This window comes from Levilactobacillus yiduensis, assembly GCF_024718525.1.
In the GTDB taxonomy this organism is placed as follows: domain Bacteria; phylum Bacillota; class Bacilli; order Lactobacillales; family Lactobacillaceae; genus Levilactobacillus; species Levilactobacillus yiduensis.
Window position 1 is genome coordinate 37,358 of the sequence record NZ_JAMXAZ010000008.1, and the last position, 19,435, is coordinate 56,792.

The 19,435-nt window shown below is 50.0% G+C and carries 19 protein-coding genes; 11 read left to right on the forward strand and 8 right to left on the reverse strand.

Annotated features, from left to right (window positions below; all coding sequences use genetic code 11):
• Positions 1-9: 9 nt before the first annotated feature.
• On the reverse strand, positions 10-474 hold the full coding sequence (gene tnpA, locus NGM66_RS06300; RefSeq protein WP_208907756.1) for an IS200/IS605 family transposase: 465 nt from the start codon (positions 472-474) through the stop codon (positions 10-12).
• Between the two features lie 106 nt (positions 475-580).
• Here tnpA and NGM66_RS06305 point away from each other — a divergent pair, with 106 nt between their 5' ends.
• Positions 581-1,840 (forward strand): RNA-guided endonuclease InsQ/TnpB family protein, encoded by a 1,260-nt coding sequence (locus tag NGM66_RS06305; RefSeq protein WP_208910972.1) that lies wholly within the window; start codon positions 581-583, stop codon positions 1,838-1,840.
• A 144-nt stretch (positions 1,841-1,984) separates the two neighbouring features.
• Here the strand turns inward: NGM66_RS06305 and NGM66_RS06310 are convergent, their stop codons facing one another.
• Positions 1,985-2,743 (reverse strand): response regulator transcription factor, encoded by a 759-nt coding sequence (locus tag NGM66_RS06310; protein WP_208907755.1) that lies wholly within the window; start codon positions 2,741-2,743, stop codon positions 1,985-1,987.
• Between the two features lie 603 nt (positions 2,744-3,346).
• Positions 3,347-3,775, reverse strand: a complete 429-nt coding sequence (locus NGM66_RS06315) for a hypothetical protein (RefSeq protein ID WP_208907754.1) — start codon at positions 3,773-3,775, stop codon at positions 3,347-3,349.
• A 71-nt stretch (positions 3,776-3,846) separates the two neighbouring features.
• Here NGM66_RS06315 and greA point away from each other — a divergent pair, with 71 nt between their 5' ends.
• Complete coding sequence (gene greA / locus NGM66_RS06320; RefSeq protein ID WP_208907753.1) at positions 3,847-4,341, forward strand: transcription elongation factor GreA; 495 nt, start codon at positions 3,847-3,849, stop codon at positions 4,339-4,341.
• 83 nt (positions 4,342-4,424) lie between these two features.
• On the opposite strand, the gene NGM66_RS06325 is transcribed toward greA, so the two are convergent.
• Positions 4,425-5,015, reverse strand: a complete 591-nt coding sequence (locus NGM66_RS06325; RefSeq protein WP_208907752.1) for a TetR/AcrR family transcriptional regulator — start codon at positions 5,013-5,015, stop codon at positions 4,425-4,427.
• Between the two features lie 95 nt (positions 5,016-5,110).
• Between NGM66_RS06325 and NGM66_RS06330 the strand changes: the two genes are divergently transcribed.
• Entirely contained in the window at positions 5,111-6,490 is a 1,380-nt protein-coding gene (locus tag NGM66_RS06330) for an MDR family MFS transporter (protein WP_208907751.1), read from the forward strand.
• Between the two features lie 13 nt (positions 6,491-6,503).
• On the opposite strand, the gene NGM66_RS06335 is transcribed toward NGM66_RS06330, so the two are convergent.
• The 3 genes from NGM66_RS06335 to NGM66_RS06345 all read right to left on the reverse strand — a co-directional run bounded on the left by NGM66_RS06335 (position 6,504) and on the right by NGM66_RS06345 (position 10,711).
• The gene (locus tag NGM66_RS06335; protein ID WP_245155300.1) at positions 6,504-7,097 is read right to left on the reverse strand and encodes a matrixin family metalloprotease; all 594 of its coding nucleotides are present in this window, start codon (positions 7,095-7,097) and stop codon (positions 6,504-6,506) included.
• Positions 7,098-7,169: 72 nt separating this feature from the next.
• Positions 7,170-9,548, reverse strand: a complete 2,379-nt coding sequence (locus NGM66_RS06340; protein ID WP_208907750.1) for a phosphoketolase family protein — start codon at positions 9,546-9,548, stop codon at positions 7,170-7,172.
• A gap of 437 nt (positions 9,549-9,985) precedes the next feature.
• Entirely contained in the window at positions 9,986-10,711 is a 726-nt protein-coding gene (locus NGM66_RS06345; protein WP_208907749.1) for a GntR family transcriptional regulator, read from the reverse strand.
• Between the two features lie 185 nt (positions 10,712-10,896).
• Here NGM66_RS06345 and ybaK point away from each other — a divergent pair, with 185 nt between their 5' ends.
• The 8 genes from ybaK to NGM66_RS06385 all read left to right on the forward strand — a co-directional run bounded on the left by ybaK (position 10,897) and on the right by NGM66_RS06385 (position 17,924).
• Complete coding sequence (gene ybaK, locus NGM66_RS06350) at positions 10,897-11,400, forward strand: Cys-tRNA(Pro) deacylase (protein WP_208907748.1); 504 nt, start codon at positions 10,897-10,899, stop codon at positions 11,398-11,400.
• A gap of 4 nt (positions 11,401-11,404) precedes the next feature.
• Positions 11,405-12,208 carry a hypothetical protein gene (locus NGM66_RS06355; protein WP_208907747.1) on the forward strand — a complete coding sequence of 268 codons (804 nt, stop codon included), beginning with the start codon at positions 11,405-11,407 and terminating at the stop codon, positions 12,206-12,208.
• Between the two features lie 221 nt (positions 12,209-12,429).
• Entirely contained in the window at positions 12,430-13,512 is a 1,083-nt protein-coding gene (locus tag NGM66_RS06360) for an ABC transporter substrate-binding protein (RefSeq protein ID WP_208907746.1), read from the forward strand.
• Positions 13,513-13,517: 5 nt separating this feature from the next.
• Positions 13,518-14,342 carry an ABC transporter permease gene (locus NGM66_RS06365; RefSeq protein ID WP_208907745.1) on the forward strand — a complete coding sequence of 275 codons (825 nt, stop codon included), beginning with the start codon at positions 13,518-13,520 and terminating at the stop codon, positions 14,340-14,342.
• 82 nt (positions 14,343-14,424) lie between these two features.
• Positions 14,425-15,156, forward strand: coding sequence for an ABC transporter permease (locus tag NGM66_RS06370; RefSeq protein ID WP_245155299.1), 732 nt, complete (start codon positions 14,425-14,427; stop codon positions 15,154-15,156).
• Positions 15,156-16,193, forward strand: coding sequence for an ABC transporter ATP-binding protein (locus tag NGM66_RS06375; RefSeq protein ID WP_208907744.1), 1,038 nt, complete (start codon positions 15,156-15,158; stop codon positions 16,191-16,193). Before NGM66_RS06370 ends, NGM66_RS06375 begins: the two co-directional genes overlap by 1 nt.
• Positions 16,183-17,055, forward strand: coding sequence for a histidinol-phosphatase HisJ (gene hisJ / locus NGM66_RS06380; RefSeq protein WP_208907743.1), 873 nt, complete (start codon positions 16,183-16,185; stop codon positions 17,053-17,055). Before NGM66_RS06375 ends, hisJ begins: the two co-directional genes overlap by 11 nt.
• Positions 17,056-17,072: 17 nt before the next feature.
• Positions 17,073-17,924: a metallophosphoesterase family protein gene (locus NGM66_RS06385; protein ID WP_208907742.1), complete on the forward strand. Its 852-nt coding sequence runs from the start codon at positions 17,073-17,075 to the stop codon at positions 17,922-17,924.
• Positions 17,925-18,014: 90 nt separating this feature from the next.
• On the opposite strand, the gene NGM66_RS06390 is transcribed toward NGM66_RS06385, so the two are convergent.
• Entirely contained in the window at positions 18,015-19,418 is a 1,404-nt protein-coding gene (locus NGM66_RS06390) for an MFS transporter (protein WP_208907741.1), read from the reverse strand.
• Positions 19,419-19,435 lie beyond the last annotated feature (17 nt).

The following is a 19,435-nucleotide window of genomic DNA, read 5'->3' on the forward strand; positions in this document are numbered from 1 at the left end:
CTTCTGATTTCAATCAGGAGAGGAATGCCAGTCACTGTTTTTTCGAATGTTCTTGGTAGGTTGGTTCTTGATATATTTTTCGACGATTTCTTTACTCATGTTACCCAGGGTACTCATGTAATAGCTATTTGACCAGAGATGACCGCCCCAGAGTTGTTGTTTGATTTCAGGATATTTCTCGAAAAATAGTCGTGCAGAGGCCCCCTTAAAGGCCTTGACAATATTTGTAGGTGCGTATTTAGGCTTGAAATTGATTAATAGGTGAATATGATCTGGCATGATTGCCATTATTTCCACGGTGACCTCATTTAGTTGGGCGATTCGTGTCAAAATTTTCTTCATGTCAGACACCAACGTTGGTGTCGTAAAAATAGGCTTTCGGTACTTTGTGACCCAAATTAGGTGAAAATGAAAATTATAAACATAACCTCGTCCATAAATCGCATCTGGTATCCGATCATTTTCTTTACTCATCTGCACTCTCCTATGAATTTATTTATAAGCGTATTCAGTATGCTCTGATCACCTTATATGATATCATAATTTCATAGTGAAAGGAGGAAGTGATTTGCGTAAAACGATGGCTCAGTTACCGTATCATTACGGCGTAAAGTTAAGAGTCTTTCCGTCTAATGAGCAGAAACGCTTAATCAAGCTGAATAGCGATGCCAGTCGGTACATTTACAACGAGATGAACGGCATGAACCGGGAGTTATTCGCGTTGCACCAAGTTAAAACGCCCATTAAGCTAGTTCAAACACGGATTGAAACATTGAAGCAACGATTAAAACACCCGGCTATTAACATTTCCAATATTCACGGTTGGTTGAATGATCGAGCGCTTGATAGCGATATGAAGGCCAATGCCATCAAGAATTATCGCACCGCCTGGAAGAATTTTCGGAAAGTTCATCGAGCAGGGACGCCCGTGTTTCACAAGAAACGAACCGAACAAAAATATCAGACTTCCAATCACTATGCCAGTAAGATTGAGATCCCCAACATGTTTAACGGCAGTGTTCGCCTGCTAGATGACAAGCATATCCAGCTATCGAAGCTAGGAAGGTTACGATTTAAAGGCATGCCAGCTAAGTTAATTGCACGTAAGGCCGAAATCCGTATTGGCACAACGACTATTTCCATGGACGCGACTGGCCGCTACTACGTTTCCCTCCAGTTGGCATCTGACCAACCGTTTGTTAACTCGGAAACGTCCCAGTCAGATTCAGCCATTGGCATTGATTTAAACACGGATAATTTTCTGACGGATTCCAGCGCCAATGTGATTGCTAACCCCAGATTCTACCGGTCAATCAAGGGTAAGTTGGCTAAGGCTCAGCGGACACTGTCTCGACGGGCAACGCGCGCTAAGAAAGCCCATCGTTCCTTGCGTGAATCTAAAAACTATCAGAAACAACGGCAACGGGTAGCCACTATCCAACGCAAGGTAGCTAATCGACGAAAAAATTTCTTACATCTTGTTTCGACAGCACTGATCAAGAACCACGATTTGGTTGTCGCCGAAGAGTTAAGAAGCAAAAATCTGTTACGCAACCACGCACTCGCAATGAATATTGCCGATGTTGGGTGGCGAATGCTCTTAGGTATGCTTGCGTATAAGGCCGATTTGTACAAACGCCAATTCGTAACTGTGGACCCACGAAATACCACGCAAACGTGTAGTGATTGTGGTTTTATTATGGGCACTGAACCAACTCAGAAGTTGACTCTGGCCGATCGACAATGGACCTGTCCGCGATGTACCGCTTACCACATTCGTGACCATAACGCGGCTAAGAATATTTTAGCTAAAGGATTAGTTACACTAACAGATCAGTAAAAGACATTGTCCGTCTGGCAACCTGCGGACGTTAAAGGCTTTGGTAATTAGCACGTAAGACCTGCATGCAGGCAATCGCTGTATCTAAGCAAATTGTGGTCGTAACATTTTAGGATGTTGTTCCCACAAACCTCTGACTTTTAGTCAGGGGCGGTTGATATGTTTCTGAACCAGCGTTTTGACCTCATGGAAGCGCCGCGTGGCCACGTCGGTCTGATCGCCGTTGGGGAAGATCAGACGGCGGTTGGTCTCATCAATGCCACTGACATTGTCGAGATTGACTAAAAAACTCTTGTCCGTCCGATAGAGCTCCGGATACCGATCGGCAATGTCTTTTAAGAAGCCCGGGTATTCAATCAGCTGGGTCGCCGCGTGAACCGTGACCTTGTGCGGGGTATCTGCGGTCGCCACAAAATAGACATCCCCCATTGGCAGGTTAAAGGCCCGCCCACCAATCGTATAAGTAAATAAATTTTCAGTATTTCCTAAGTAGCTGGTGTACCGCTGATACCCGTAGTCAATATTTTCCCGGAGCTTCTGGTCGATCTGCTCACGCCCCAGATCCTTGACGATGAAGTCCATAGGCTCGACCTTACGCTCAAATGTCAACAGGGCCATCTCCGAATGCGTCGTGACGAACACGATTTCCGCAAAGGCCAGGTCCTGGCGAATCGTGATGGCCGTTTCCAACCCCGTTGTCTTCTCAGCCGGGAACTCAATGTCCAAAAAAAACAACGCATACTCTGGTGGATCCGCCCGCAAGCTCGCCAGCAAGTCTGCCGGACTGGGCGTTGCTAGTCGAATCTGCATATCATAATCATTAATCATGATGTAGCGTTGCACCACATCCGTATAATGTTTTAACTGTTCAGGATTATCCTCACAAAGATAAACGGCTAGCATTAATACCACACCCTTTTAACTAAACTATCACCGTACCTATTACCCACTAATGTACCTTGAATTTGCGGGATTTGCAATCGTTTCGGTTGCACGCCGTTTACTTGGTGTGCCATCACTCACTTCACGGCAAATCGTTAGTACCGCTAATTATCACCTGACCGTTCTTGATATACCGGCCATTTGTCCGCGCGCTGACCGCATAAAAAAGAACTACCCACGTTGGTAGCTCCTTTCTAAGTGGATTATTTAATTCCTGCGTCGGCAATTAGCACTCCCCCAAGTTCTAACCAGTCACACCCTAGGCCTCCAATAACCACAACTTACTCTTTAGCACATTGGTGACACCCATTTCTTAACAAACCTAAGCCATAACTTTCACTAAAACACTGTCAAGCCGACTATTTGATTAGATAATCATTGGGTTTACCCGGCCATGATTCGTGTGATGATTCACGTACACTTTAACCGATTGACCGGCAAAATCAGTTGCCGTAAAACTGACCCCTTCCAACTGTTACTACTTTACCATTAAATGCCATAACTCACGGGGAACCCGCGCAAACGTCATTTAATGCACGATAAAGTGGAGTTGCCGAGCACAATTTAATTGTGCCGTAAGGAATAGGTTAAAAATCCGCCTAAAATTAAGGGGCTCGTGAAGGCTAATACAATATCTAAGAGGACCCGCCAATACCATTTCAGTGCCGTCTTAGGTGCCGCTTGCAAGCGCGGTTCTCGGGCTGGTTGCGCCATTTTTTCGTAAACGGAAGCCGTCTGTGCCGCGGCTTTGCGTTGGCCCCGCTTCTTACGCCGACGAATCGTAGGCGCCTTCACGTCGCGGCTATCTTCTAGGATGACCCATTTGGCCAGCGCAAAGCACAGCAGACACAGCAAAAAGTACCAGTCAGCAATGGTAATGCCTGGCATCAAGCGCCACTGCGCATAATTCAGGTGGCCCAGGAGCATGAACACCAAGGTGAAGACCAACCCGATACCAGTTTGTTTAAGCCAATATGTCAGTGATAATTTCATGGGAAAACTCCTTTCCTTTTCCCGCAACCTTCGTTAGAATGGGACGTATCAGAAGAGGTTGAGGTGATTCGATGGCAAATTCACGGGATTTTAACCCGATCACGGCGGCCGGCTACCAAGAGCTGCAAGATAAGATTGCGGCGTTAGAAGCCGACCGACCGGAAAAAATTGCAATTCTGGCGGAGGCTAGAGCGCACGGTGACCTCTCGGAAAACGCCGAGTATTCGGCCGCCAAACGCGACCTACGCCATCTGGAAAGCCAATTGCGTTTCTTCAATAAGCAGCTGCAATACGCCAAGGTGGTCAATCCGGCCGCCAATGACACGGTCGAGCTGGGCAAATGGGTCACGGTCCAATTCATGGACGACGCCGATCAAGTCAGTTACCAGCTGGTCGGAACCCAAGAAGCCGATCTCGATGCCGGTAAGATTACCCGCGTGTCGCCGCTGGGCAAGGCCTTGTTGGGCCACCACCCAGGCGATACCGTGACGATTCACGCCCCCAACGCCAGCTATGACGTGCGGGTGGTGGCGGTCAGTCTCCAGGAACCTGACCAGCCAAACTGACTCCTATTGCGTCAATATCAGTTCAAAATACTAAGGCGTTGGGGTGTTTTTCCCCGCGCCTTTTTGTGTACCATGCCACCTCATCACTGCGCAGACCCCGCCGCAAAAATCGGCAGTAGGATCTCATCCACTATTTCTGTCTGGGCCGCCAGCGTTAACGTTTGTCGACCCAAGATTTCGTTCAATAAGAGTATACCGGGTAAGGTCACGACGCGGTCGGGCCAGTCGGCATGGCTGATCTCACCACGAGCAGCCGCCCGGTCCAATAGCGGTTGGATGAGGCCTTTGAGCTGTTCGCCCGTCGTCAAATGGCTGAAGATTTCGCCAAACTCCAGGTGTTGCAGGCGATCTGCTAACAAGCCGCGCAACGTATCTTCTTGCAAGCGGTCCAGCAAGGTGGCCATCTGCCCAAATAAATTCAGCAGGTCTCCCCGCAGACTCCCGGTATCGGGCACTTGATAATCCGGTAGATTACCAAACTTACTTAACGCTGCAATAATCAGGTGCGCCTTGTCCGGCCACCGCCGATATAACACGGTCTTGGTGGTCGCCGCCGCAGCCGCAATCCCTTCAATCGTCACGTCTTGATAGCCCTTGGCTTGGAGCTGTTCCCAGGCGGCCTCTAAAATGGCATCCACCAATTCTGCGCCACGCCGGCGCTTTTTTTTCGCCATCAAGTTATCGCCTCCCTTGTATTTTTATGATTTAAGGGGTACTATTTTTAAATATAAGATACGGCCGTACCTAATTTAAAAGTCAGGTGATTCTTATGTCTTCACAAACATCAACGAAAACACTCATTCAGATTGCCCTGTTTTTAGTCGTCGGCGCTATTGCACCATTGCTAGACACGACCATGACTAACGTCGCCTTAGACACCATTATGCAGTCTCTACACGTATCCGTCAACGCCGTGCAGTGGGTGACCACCAGTTACGTCTTGGCTTTAGGCATCGCCGTCCCCGTTGCTGGCTGGGCCACCAATTGGTTTGACGGCAAGCACTTGTACCTGGGCGCCCTGGTCATTTTCTTACTGGGATCCGTCATGTCGAGCTGGGCCACGACTTTGCCGCTCTTGGTCGTTGGCCGCGTCATCCAGGGCGCCGCAGCGGGAATCGTTATCCCACTGATTACGACATTGATCGTCCAGGTTGCTGGTAGCCAAGGCCTCGGCAAACTGATGGCCGTCGTCGGCATGCCCGCTGTCCTGATTCCGATTCTCGGGCCAACAGTCGGCGGCTACTTGATTGAAGCGGGTAACTGGCACTGGATTTTCCTAATCAACATCCCGTTGGTTTTACTTTCTTTGATTCTGCTGGGTTGGAAGATGCCACACTTTCCCGCACCCAAGCACGGCAAGCACCTGGACCTGCCCAGTCTTGGCTTGTTAGCTGGTCTTTTCACAGCCGCCATCATTGGTATCACACGGTTCAGCACTGGTGCGGGATTCACGTCTGCCCGCGTGCTCATCCCTTTGCTCATCGCCGTTGCGCTACTATTAGGCTACGTGGGTTATGCTTACTGGCGCCCACAACACGCCCTGGTCAGCCTCAACCTGTTTCAGACACCCACGTTTGACGCTGCCATCATTATTTTGATGCTGTCGGGAATCGCCGTTAACGGGGCAATGTTCCTACTCCCCCTGTATCTGCAAAATAGCCGTGGCTTAAGTGTTATCTGGTCCGGCACCTACCTGATTGCCCAAGGCGTGGGGCTGCTGGTCTCACGAAGCCAAATCGGCAAGCTGACCGACCAAATCGGCGCCCGCTGGGTCGTCTTGGGCGCCATCGTGATTGCTATCGCGGGAACACTGCCATTTGCCTACTTCACCGCACACACCAGCACCTGGTGGATTCTTCTGGCCCTCTTCATCCGCGGCATCGGCCAGGGGGGATTGACCATTCCCGTCATGGCTGACAGCTACACGGGCGTTCCCCAACCTCTGATTGCGGAAGCGACTACGGCAACCCGGATGCTCCAAAATATCGGTGGCGCACTAGGAACGGCCGTCTTAGCAACGATCATCCAACACGAACTTCCTCACGTTGGTCAGACCGCAGCTTACCAAACGGCCTTCTTATGGTCAGTCGGCTTCATCGCCGTCACAGCCATCCCCGCTTGGTTCTTGAGTCATCGGTCTACACACTAACTTTTTAAATGAGTCAGTAAATCAATTTCAAACTGGTCAGATCCCCGCGCGATAGCCGCGTTTGGCCGTGGGCAATGGGATACATGACGGAGTGGCACGACTTGCTGTGCGCGAGTCCCAGCGCGTGCCCCAACTCGTGAATAGCCACGGCATCGCTGAAGGCTGCGTTGTAATCGCCATTAAGGCTGGCGACCGCGTGATTTTCACTGTCTGTTTCCCAGGTATCACTGGTCTGCTCAATCTCCGGTCCGCCGTGACCCAGCTCGACCGTTGCGGCCCGCTTGCCCATTTCCTTATGGTAAACGGAAAAAGTGATGCGGTTATGGCCCGCACCATGCCACCCCGAATTCGGTACCAGGTGCACGATACCCGTCTGGTTGTACACCTTCACAGCATCCGCAAAGACCTGCTTGCCCTCGGCTGGTAGGTCTTTACTGAAATGATAGTAATACGTTTTGGACAGGCCCACGCCTTGAACGATGGAGACAATGGGCGTCGCATTTTTCGGCACCTTCAGCGAATGGGTCTGAGTCATCACGGGCCGATCACCACTCAGTAGCGTCGTCACCCGTATCTTGGCCTGATCGATAGCCGTCGCCGGCCACAAAAAAAGGTGTTCAACCAGCCACTTAAGACCGGTTGAACACCTTTTAGACGTTAATTGTTATTCGGTTTAATGTTACTTCAACGGCTTCCATTGCCAGTTGTTAACTTCTGGCAAATCAGTCCCGACTTCACGAATGTAAGCAGTGTGCTTAGCCACCATGTCGTCCATCCGTTGAATGAAGTAAGCACCCTTGACTGCGTAAGCTGGAATATCACTAACAGCTTCCTTAGCCAGATCGAAGCGATCCAATTGGTTAAGGACCCGCATATCAAATGGCGTGGTGATGTCCCCGTTTTCACGGTAACCATGAACGTGAACGTTGTGGTTGTGACGATCGAAGAAGAGATCCTTGATTAGGCCTTCAAAGCCGTGGAAGGCGAAGATCACTGGCTTGTCAGTCGTGAATAACCGGTCAAATTCTTCATCGGAAATCCCTCGTGGGTCCAGCTTAGGTGAACGCAACTTCAAAAGATCAACCACGTTAATGAAGCGAATCTTCATTTCAGGGAATTCGTCATGCAATAAGGAAATTGCGGCTAATGATTCCCAAGTTGGTTCCGTCCCAGCAGATGCGAAGACGATATCTGGGTCTTGACCTTGGTCCGTAGAAGCCCAGTCAATGTAGCCCAACCCATTGTGAACCAGGTTAGTGGCTTCATCAATGGAGAACCATTGTGGACGTGGATGCTTGGACGTCACGATCAAGTTGATCTTTTCGCGACTCCGGAAAGCCACATCACCGACAGCTAACAAGGTGTTGGCATCGGCTGGCAGGTATTCACGGATGAATTCAGGCTTCTTTTCAGCCAAGTGCGTCAGCATACCTGGATCTTGGTGGGTGTACCCGTTGTGGTCTTGCTGGAAGACAGTCGAGGTGTCCACAAAGTTCAAGGATGGGTAATCATGACGCCATTCTTGTTCGGAAGCTTTACGCAACCACTTCATGTGTTGTGTCAACATGGAGTCAACGACCCGGCCAAAGGATTCATAAGTGGCGAAGAAGCCGTGACGACCAGTCAAAACGTAACCTTCCAACCAGCCTTCAGCTTGGTGTTCGGACAATTGTGAATCGATGATCCGGCCTTCGTGGGCCATGTTTTCATCATTTGGTTCATGAATATTTTCCATCCATTGACGTTTGCCGTAGTCCAACGCTGCGTAAAGCCGGTTAGACTTGGTTTCATCAGGACCAAAGCCCCGGAAGTTGTTTGGATTTAATTTCATAACATCGGCCAGGTACTTGCCCCAAACGATCATGTCTTGGGCAATCGTCTTGCCGTGTTCAGTCGTGTCGACCGCATACTTCTTGTAGTCAGGCAGCTTCAATGGTTCTGGCTTGATCCCACCATTAGTGATTGGGTTCATAGCCATCCGTTGGTCACCCTTAGGCGCCATATCACGGACTTCTTGCTTGATTGAGCCGTCTTCGTTAAAGAGTTCTTCTGGCTTGTAAGACTTCAACCAGTTGACCAGCATGTCGGCGTGTTCCATGTCACCAGCGGCAACAGGAATTGGGACTTGGTGGGCACGGAAGGAACCTTCGATAGGATTGCCATCTAAGTCTTCCTTAGGACCAGTCCAGCCCTTAGGTGAACGCACGATGATCATTGGCCATACAGGTAAGGAGTCATCGTTGTTGTCACGGGCATTCTTTTGAATAGCCTTGATTTCAGGGATAACTTCGTCCATGGTCTTGGCCATGTCTTCGTGAGCCTTCATATGGTCAGCGCCATCGGTTTCAACGAAGTGTGGATCCCAGCCCATGCCTTGGAAGTACTTAGTCAAGTCTTCGTCAGACATCCGAGACAGAATCGTTGGGTTAGAAATCTTGAACCCGTTCATGTTGATGATTGGCAGAACCGCACCATCTTTGATTGGGTTGATGAACTTGTCTGAGAACCATGAAGCGGCCAATGGGCCAGTTTCAGATTCCCCATCACCGATTTCAACAGCGGCAATGACGTCTGGGTTATCTAAGATAGCACCAGTCCCGTGAGACAGACTGTAACCTAATTCCCCACCTTCGTGGATAGAACCTGGTGTTTCGGGGGCAGCGTGAGAAGCCACACCACCTGGGAAGGAGAATTGCTTGAATAAGCGCTTCAAACCAGCTTCGTCTTGGGAAATGTTTGGATAAATTTCACTGTAGCTACCATCCAGATACGAGTTAGAAACCATGACTTGGCCACCGTGACCGGAGCCTTCAATATAAAACATGTTCAGATTATACTTTAAGATTGCCCGGTTTAAGTGAGCGTAAATAAAGTTTTGAGAAACAATTGTCCCCCAGTGACCAATTGGCTTAATCTTTACATCGTCAGAGGTTAAGTCACGCTTCAATAACGGGTTGTCACGCAAAAATAATTGACCAACTGACAAGTAGTTTGCTGCACGCCAATACTTGTCAACGCCTTCCAAGTATGCCTTGGAGTCGAAGTCTGCATTTGCCATGTAAATAACACTCCTTCTTTGAATTCGTAACGACATTACCTAACTGCTAGATAACTTAGTAAAATTTATCCCATATTTTTACCGGGATGCTTTTTACAAGTCCTATGATAGTCTGTTTGAAATAAAAGTCAACCTTTTTGACAATTGGACCGTATCAATTTAACGAGTTAGCGAACCAGCTGTCTAACTACGTGCGCTTGTTGCATCAACCACCCTACCATAGACCTTGCGCCAACAGGTATTCTCACAGTTTGGCGCCAGCCCAAATCGGACTATCTCTACTGTATCAGGGGCCCTAGCCGTTGACCAGCAATTACCGTTGGCCACGTCAGCGACTGAACCTACCGGCTTAACAGAGCGGACACCTGCCATCTAACACCCTCTGATAAAACAAAAAAGCCCGGGAAATTTATCCCAGGCTCGTGGTTGTTGCGCTTCTACTCTTCATCTAGGGAGACAAAGGTGTTATAGTTCAAATACTGATAGTGCAGTCGCATGTTGGAGACCTCAAATGGCGTGCCATCATCTAAGAAGAAAATACCTTCCATGATGCCCACCGGTTCGACCGGCTTCAAGTGCAGCAATTCTTGATCCTCCGCCGTCGAGGGCTGGGCCTGAATCGACATGAAGGATTTGGTAACGACCTTGTCTTGGCTTTCCAGATAATTAAAAATGGAATCAGACACCGTCGTCTGCGTCAGGTTCGGCGCGATTTTAATCGGAATGTAGCCGGTCTCAATCATAAAGGGCTTATCGTCAAACAGCCGCAACCGCTTGATTTCGTAGACAAAATCACCGTCATCTAAGAAGAGATCCTGCTGGATTTCCTTGCTGGCGGGAACCACGTTAAAGTTTAATAGCCGAATGCCGGGGGTGTTGCCCGCCGACTTCATGCTGTCAGTAATTCCTAAATTAGAACCCTCATATTGAAAAATTGTCTGGTTTTTCATATATAATGGGTTAATGAACGTACCGGAACCGCGCTTCTTAAAAATCAATCCCTGATTGGCTAAGATGCTGAGGGCCCGTTTCACCGAGCTACGGCTAACACCGTAAGCTTCGCTGAGGCTCCGCTCGTCTGGTAGCCGCTTGTTGGGAAATTCATTTTGATGGATTCGTTTTTTTAAGTCCCGCATCACTTGTCGATAGACTAAATCTGCCATGATATCTCCTCATAACTCTGCAAATAAACTTGCGCCACGTGTTGGGTGGTATCCCTACCCAACATAACTTCTCTGTGTTAGAGTATAACAGGTTTTACCGGCGGTGTCTTCTTTTATCGAAAAACAACCGGACCAGTTGGTTTTAAAGTGCGGTCCAATTTATTAATAATTGAAAGGTGACTCTCATGTCCAAAAAGAAAAAAGGGAAACGACTCCACAAAACACTTGTGGAACAGATTTTAGATAAAAATAAGATTGCATACAAACAATTTGAATTTGCCACCCATACCAAGGGCGACGTTGCCCAATTAGAAGTCGACCACCAAAGTGTGGACGAACACCATATCTATAAGACGCTGGTCCTCAGTGGTCCGACGACCGGTCCCGTTGTGGGCGTGCTGCCCATCGACGAACACCTGGACGAAAAGAAACTAGCCAAGGCCTCTGGCAACAAGAAGGTCGACATGGTTCCGCTCAAGGACTTGGTCAAAACGACCGGCTATGAGCATGGCGCCAACACGCCCGTCGGCATTTGGGAAAAGAACCACTTCCCCATTTACTTTGACAACACTGCGCAAGAACAAGGCGACATTCTGGTTTCTTCCGGACAAATCGGCCGGTCGGTAGAAGTGAACGCTGCGGACCTGGCAACCCTAGTCCACGGCACCTTCACCGACCTGCTGGAGTAGGCGGATGAACACCGACCTGGGGATAATCTTCAAGAACTTGGGCATCGTGGGGCTGGATCTGATCGTGATCCCGTTCGTGTTCGTGGCGCTACTGACCTATTTGAACCGCGACACCAAGCGGTTTTTGGCCAACGGCTTTGGCGTGAACAGCGAGCTATACTTGGGCTTCATCGGCATCTTTTTCCACGAACTCAGTCACCTGCTGGCGGCTCTCGCGTTTGGCCACCGCATTGAACAGGTCCGACTGCTGAAACGGCCCCATCCCCACCAACGCGGCCGTGACGGTCAACCGGACCTGGCGCTGGGCTACGTCAATCACACCTGGAATCAGCACAATTGGTACCAAACGACCGGCAATTTATTCATCGGCGTGGCCCCCATCTTCGGCTGTGCCGCGGTTCTGCTGGGATTGACGGCCCTGTTGATTCCCAGTTGGTTTCAAGGCATGTTGACGCTGATTGCCAATCCTTTTGCCTTGGATTGGACCGGTTTCTTCGGTGCGCTGGGCGGTGATTCCCATCCGTGGGTCCGTTGGCCCATCATGATTTTACTGTCACTCAACCTTAGCATTGGGGGCTTCGACCTAAGCGCCGCCGACTTCGCCAATTCGCGGATCGGCCTGATTGGTTTCATCACCATCGTGGTCGTCTTAACGGTTGGCCTGACGCTGTTCAATGCGGCCAGCGGTTTTCTCCGCTTGCTCACGGCGGCCATCATTTTGCTAGCCGTAGTATTAGGGTACGCGCTGCTGATTTCCCTGCTGACGAACTTGCTGGTGCGCTTGGCCTTACAAATTAAAGAACATTAGTCTTACTCGAGGCGTTTGGATATATTTTCCAAACGCTTTTTTGCTGCCACGTCGATAATTTTTTGGCATCATCGATTACCTGTCCATCACCAGTCGTAACCGTTTGCATGATTAAATAAATATATCCTTTACAAAAATAATATCTCACTTTTGCAAGTACTTTACATGGGTTCGATAACATACTTCTCGTACCTAATCTGAGAGAAGGACGTGTTACTTTCATGTTTAACAAACGAAATTTTGCAATCGCCGCAGCGGCACTGACGCTGACTGCTACATTAGCCGGATGCTCGACCAAGAGCGCTGAGGGCACCTCTGACGACTGGAAAACGATCGAAAAACAAGCGAAGAAGGAAGGCAAGATTGCTTCCGTCGGCATGCCCGATACCTGGGCCAACTGGATCGGCACTTGGCAAGATATTAAATCCAAGTATGGTATCGCACATACCGACACGGACATGTCCAGTACGCAAGAACTTCAGAAATTCAAGCGCGCCAAGTCCAGTGACTCTCCTGACATTGGGGATATCGGTCTAAACGTTGCCCCAACGGCTGTCCAACAAAAATTAGTAACACCTTATAAGACGAAGTACTGGAAGGAGATTCCGAGCTGGGCCAAGGATAAAAAGGGCTATTACTCAGCCGGATACTCTGGATCAATGGTCTTCATCACGGATACCAAAAACGTGAAAGCCAGCGACGCACCTAAGTCCTGGGCAGATTTAGCCAGCGGTAAATACAAGGTGTCCTTAGGTGACGTGGCCACCGCAGCCCAAGCACAATATGCTGTCTTAACCGCTGCCTACGCCAATGGTGGGAGCGAAGATAACGTGGAACCTGGTCTGAAATACTTTGCAAAGATGCACGCCAAAAAGCGCCTTTCCACCGTCGATGCTACCGTGCAAAACCTACAAAAAGGCGAGATTCAGGTATCAGTCATGTGGGACTTCAACGCCCTCAACTATGCCCACCAGATCGACGCCAAACGCTTCAAGATCACGGTACCTACCGATGGGACTGTGACGAGTGGGTACACAGAAATCATTAACAAGAACGCGGCCCACCCGAACGCAGCCAAGTTAGCCCGCGACTTTATCCTCTCTGATCAGGGTCAAATCAACTTAGCAAAGGGCTATGCACGGCCAATTCGGTCTAGTGTCAAGCTCCCAGCAGATGTGAAGAAAAAGCTCCTGCCTCAAAGCGACTACAAGAAGGTCTTCCACGTGAAGAGCAACGATGTCTGGAACAAGGCGACGGTGAAATTAGGTCAGCAATGGCAAAATGAAGTTCTCGGAGCGAAATAAATGCAATGACAACTCGACTAAAAATATTTTTACCACTGAGCCTATTGGTCGTCCTGGTTCTCTTGCTGCCGATTATCGTCATGGTCATCGCTAGTTTTCAGAACCTCGACGGTGGCTTTAGCCTGGACAACTATCATCAGGTGATCAGCAACCACTACTATAGCGAAGCGATTCGCAATAGTCTGGGAATCTCACTGATTACGACGACAGTCTCCCTGGTGATGGCCATCATCGGGGCGTGGGCCCTAACCCGGCTGGCACCTAAAACGAAGAATGTGCTGTTGTCTTTGTTTAATATGTCCGCCAGCTTTGCAGGGGTCCCCCTGGCGTTTTCATTGATCATTCTCTTCGGTAACGCCGGCATCTGGCAAGCGCTCACCACAGCGCTGCACCTTCCCCGTTTCTTTGAGATCTACTCCTTGACTGGCACCACTTTGGCCTACACGTTTTTTGAAGTTCCTTTGGGCATCATGTTTTTGTTTCCAGTCTTTGAAGAGCTCAATCCAGAATGGCATGAGATTTCAGCGGTCCTCGGGGCCTCACCCTTCTTTTTCTTTAAACGGGTCATTCTACCAGTCATTTTCCCCAACATTGTCGAGGTTTTTACGCTGTTATTTGCGAATGCCATGGGGACTTACGAAACTACCTTTGCCCTAACCGGTAATAGTATCGTGACCATCCCCACTTTGATTGGGACTCTGATCGATGGTGGGCTGACCGCCAATGTTCCTTTAGCTTGTACCTTCGCCACCTTATTTGCCTTAGTCATGACGCTCATTGTCTGGCTAGGCAATCGGGTCACCCACACGAAACGGAGGGTCAAGGCTTAATGCACAGTAAAGCAAGCACCTATCTCGCTCGCGGAATCATCACCGTCTTATTTGTTTATCTAGCCACACCATTCTCGTCACGATGATTTACTCGTTCGCTACGTCATGGATCAAGACGCTCCTGCCGAGTGGTTTAACGCTAAAGTGGTACAGCCAGCTGATCACTAATGCCGATTTCACTTCCGCACTGGTTCGCTCGTTTGGTCTGGGGTTCTTAACCACCGTGATTGCGTTGATTTGCTTTTTACCCGTTGTGTTTTACGCCAACGTGTATAACCCGCAAGTCAAGTCACGACTACGTTTTATTACCGTTCTCCCCTTCACTATTCCCGGCATCATTCTGGTGACCGGACTGATTCAACTCTACGCGGACTTGCCAATTCCCAAGCTACTGATTTTGGTATTGGCGATTTCCTTGCTCAGTCTGCCGTTAACCTACCAGGCATTGGACAACGCCTTCATCGGTCGCGATTTCCGGGCCATGTTTGAACAGGCACTAGTCCTGGGTGATTCCCCCTTCAAGGCATTTCTCAAGGTCATCATGCCAAATATCCGCGCGGGGATTTTAGTAGCCATGCTATTGACCTTTACCAGTGCCTTTGGCGAATACGTCCTGACCAACATTTTGCTGGGCGGTAATTTTGAAACGCTCAAGATCTACATGTACCGGCTGATGCAGAGCAACGGCCAGGCAAGTAGCGTGTTGACCACCATCTACTTTGTTTTCTTGGCGCTGGTCTCATTAATTCTAATCGTCATCATGCAACGATACGCCGCACCACACCACTCTAAACAGGAGGATACAAAGCGCTAATGCAGTCAGACTTTCTACAGATACAAAACCTCAGCATCACCCTCTCTGGCAATCAGGTCATCAAGGACATGTCGTTCAACGTTCGCCGCAATACCCTGACCACGTTTCTGGGGCCCAGCGGGAGCGGTAAGACTACCGTCCTGCGAGCGATTGCTGGTCTCAATACGTCAGTCAGTGGCCAAATTCTGTTGGATGGGCAAGAGATTCAAAGCCAATCCGCCAACCAAAGACACATTGGCATGGTCTTTCAATCCTACGCGCTGTTTCCAAACATGACGATCTTTGACAACGTTGCTTACGGGTTACGTGTGCAAAAGAAGTCAGCGGCTGTCATTCAACAAGAAGTCACCGCGATGCTCCAAACTGTTGGGTTAACCGCCAAGCGTGATGCCTACCCCGACCAATTGTCGGGTGGCCAAAAACAACGTGTTGCCATCGCTCGAGCAATGGTTCTCCGACCTAAGCTCTTACTTTTGGATGAACCGCTCAGCGCTCTAGACGCCAAGATTCGCGTGAGTCTTCGTGAACAGATTCGGGAGTACCAACAAAAGTTGGGAATCACCATGCTATTTGTCACCCATGACCAGGGAGAAGCCATGGCGATTTCCGATGACATCGTTGTCATGAACGCGGGTTGCGTGCAACAACAAGGCTCTCCTATGACCATTTACACGCAACCGACTAATGATTTCATGGCGCAATTCATCGGCAATCATAATCTGTTAACGGGCCAACAACTACAGCAACTGGGCGTGGCCCCCACAACGCATCACGCCTTAGCATCCACTGAGCACTACGTCGTGCGTCCAGAACTACTTTCACCTGAACCGCAACCCGGCGCCGTGGCGATTCCTGGAAAAATAACTGCGGTCACTATGCTGGGGGATCGTGTCCGCTATCAGTTCTTAAGTGATGCTGATCTGCCCCTCAAAGTCGAGTTGCTGAACCATAACACGCCTCTAGCTGTCGATGCGACGATGACGCTTTACCTGGACCCCGCAATGATCCATCTGGTGGGGGCTGCTCATGTTAAGTAACTCAGCTCTCCGGACCATCGACCGCCAGACCTGGAGCGGCCACAACCACACGGAATTTTGTCCCCACGGATCCGGCGAGGACGTTGAAGCATTCATTCAAGCAGCTATTGCCCAGGGATTCAAGACCTACAGTATCACGGAACACTTTCCGTTGCCGCCAACATTTTATGCCCACCCGGTTGGTTCGCGGCATGCCGTCTACACCGCCGCTTGTGCTTTTACTGAGCTACCCGCTTATCTGGAAAAGATGACCCGTTTAAAGGAAAAATATCGCCAGCAAATGACCATTCTAGTTGGCTTTGAATTTGATTTCTTCCCGGAATTCGCAGACTGGACCACGGCCCAACTGGCCAAATTTGGCAATCAGATTGACGACGCGATTCTATCTGTCCACTTCTTACCCACAGCCCAAGGCTTTCGGGCGATCGACGATAACGCAGCTGATTTCAAATCGGGGGTCGTCGCAGCATACGGTTCCCCGCTAGCCGTGGCTAACGCCTATCTGAAGCGCCTGCAAGCAGCCGTAGACTGGTCAGTTGACAATAAGCCCACGCGATACGGTCATATCATGTTATACCGCAAGTGGCGTAACACCTTCCCGGCAACCACGGTTTGGGCTGATGCCGCGACAGATGCTTTGCTACGCCACCTGCTGGATACCATCGCCGAAAAAAACGACCTGTTGGACTGCAATATGGCGGGACTTTTCCGACCGGCCCAAACGGAGTTCACCCCGACGCTACCCTGGATTCAAGAAGCAAAGGCGCGAAGCATTCCGTTAGTCTTCGGTGCGGATGCCCATGCCGTCAGCGCTGTTGGCCAAGGGTTCAACACCTATCTTGAAAATCACTTTGCCAATTAAGAAAGGCGTGATGTGCCATGCAACTTGCCACAACTGGGCAAACGCCCTTTAGAATCTGTCAACTGACGGATATCCACTTAGGGCCAGTCCCCTTAAATACCGCTAGTCAACAAACGCTCACAGCGATTGATCAGCTACTGCAGACACATAAATTTGATTTAATCCTGCTCACAGGGGATTTGCTCTGGGGCAAAGACGTCCCCAATCCGGCCGAAACTCTGGCCGCCTTGTATATGGTCTTAAATCATGCGGAAATCCCAGTCGCCGTCACCTATGGCAATCATGACACGGAGGGGGCCGCGAATCGTGCCGCCTTACGCGAGCTGGAGAATGGGCTGACTCATCGTGCGGACAAGCACCACGCCAATGTCATTGCCAATCGGGAAAGCTACACCCTGGAGATTTCCCGCGACGGTAGGCTTGCCCACGTTCTTTACGTCTGGGACAGTGGCGCCTACTCGCAATGGCCAGAGTCCGAACAGTACGCCGCCATTGACCCCGCACAAATTGACTGGTTCTCCCGACTCCCCTACGCGCGGCAAGCCGAACGCACAGACCTGGGATTCTTGCACATCCCCTTGCCGGAGTATAACTTGGCTGCTCAGCAGATCTTGACCGGACAACAAGGTGAACCCGTCTGCTCACCCGTCACAAATTCCGGCCTGTTCTACACTTTGCGGCAAGCCCAAAATGTCAAAGCACTGTTTGCTGGTCATGATCACGACAACAATTTCACCGCCAACTACCAGGGTATCGGTCTTAATTACGGTAATGTCTCGGGCTACAACACCTATGGCTCACTGCCCCGCGGTGCGCGACGCATTACGTTGACACCAACTGGGTATGACACAGAAATCATTTTCTTCTAATTTTTACCCCCAATCCTGCTCGATTTGCTGAGAGAGATTGGGGGTATTTTTATACAAAAAGGCGAGGACCCCCCAGCCCTCGCCTCATCACTATTTATCATTTTTTTGATACCGGAACACCACAAAGTAAAAGCCAAAATTAATGATACTTAACACGAAGATCAGGCCAAACGCCAATTGGCTCCCAATCGCCGTTTCATGGGCGTAGGACATGCCACTCACCTTCACCGATGACATCAGTGCGGCCAAAATCGTCGTGCCGACCGACCCGGCAAACTGCTGACCGGTATTGTAAATGGCGTTGGCATCGGCCCGCTGGCTCATGTCGACTTCCTTGAGTCCGTTGGTCAGCGTGTTACTGAAGGCCATCGACCGCCCAATACTGAAAATAATGTACATCACTGCAATCAAGACGATACTGAGGTGTTGGCCGAACACGGTAAAAATCAGTGCGGAGAACAGAAACAGACTGCTCCCCAGTAAAATGGGCAACCGGGCACCGTGCTCATCTAACAGGTGGCCGAACCACGGCTGTAAGACCGCTGTGATCAAGCTCCCGGGCAGTAGCATCAGTCCCCCAAACAGGGACGTCGCGCCAACCACGATTTGGGCATAGTTGGGCAGGGCAAAGTTGATGCCGATATTACAGAACTGCAGGATAAAGTAGGCAAAGAAGCTGTAGGTGAATACGGGATTTTTAAAAATCTCCAGCTTCAATAATTGCTGGTCGCTGTGCTTGGCCAACCAAATGTAGCCGACCACTGCCACAACGGCCAACGCGAGGCCACCAAGGAACTGCCAACTGACAGCGCCAGCCGTGGATACACTATTGAGCCCCAGGGTAAAGCTGATGAAGGCCACCGCCAACAACAGAAATTGCCCCCAGTTGAATTTAACTTTACGGACCGGTGAGAATTGCTTGATGGCCCCGAATCCCAGCGCTAGAATCAGCGCTTCAACGGGCAACGTAGACCAGAAAATCATCCGCCAATCAGCCAGATAGACCATGATACCGCCAAATGTCGGGCCACTAGCTGGGGCAATCATCAAGATCAGCCCAGCCATCCCCATATAAAAGCCTAACCGCGACCGCGGGACACTTTCCACAACAATGTTAAACATCAACGGAATCGCCAACCCGGCACAACCAGCCTGAATCAGTCGACCAATCAATAAAATCGGAAAGTTAGTTGCGAGCGCACAGATTAAATCACCTAAAATAAAGGCCGTTGCCGCTGCGACAAACAACTGGCGGTTGGTGAAGCGCTGTTTCAAAAACGCTGACGTGATCATCAACAGCGCCACCGTCAACAGGTAGCCCGTCGTGATCCACTGCACCGTGTTCAAGGACACGTGCATTTGCGTCATCAGGGTCGGGAACGCCACGTTCATGGACGTTTCCACTAAAATTCCCAAGAAAGCCATGAGGGCAATCGCAAAAATAGCGATCAGGTTGCCGCGGGGCACCTTCTCGGGTTGGACAGTCGTTTGCATCTTATTCGCTTCTCTCT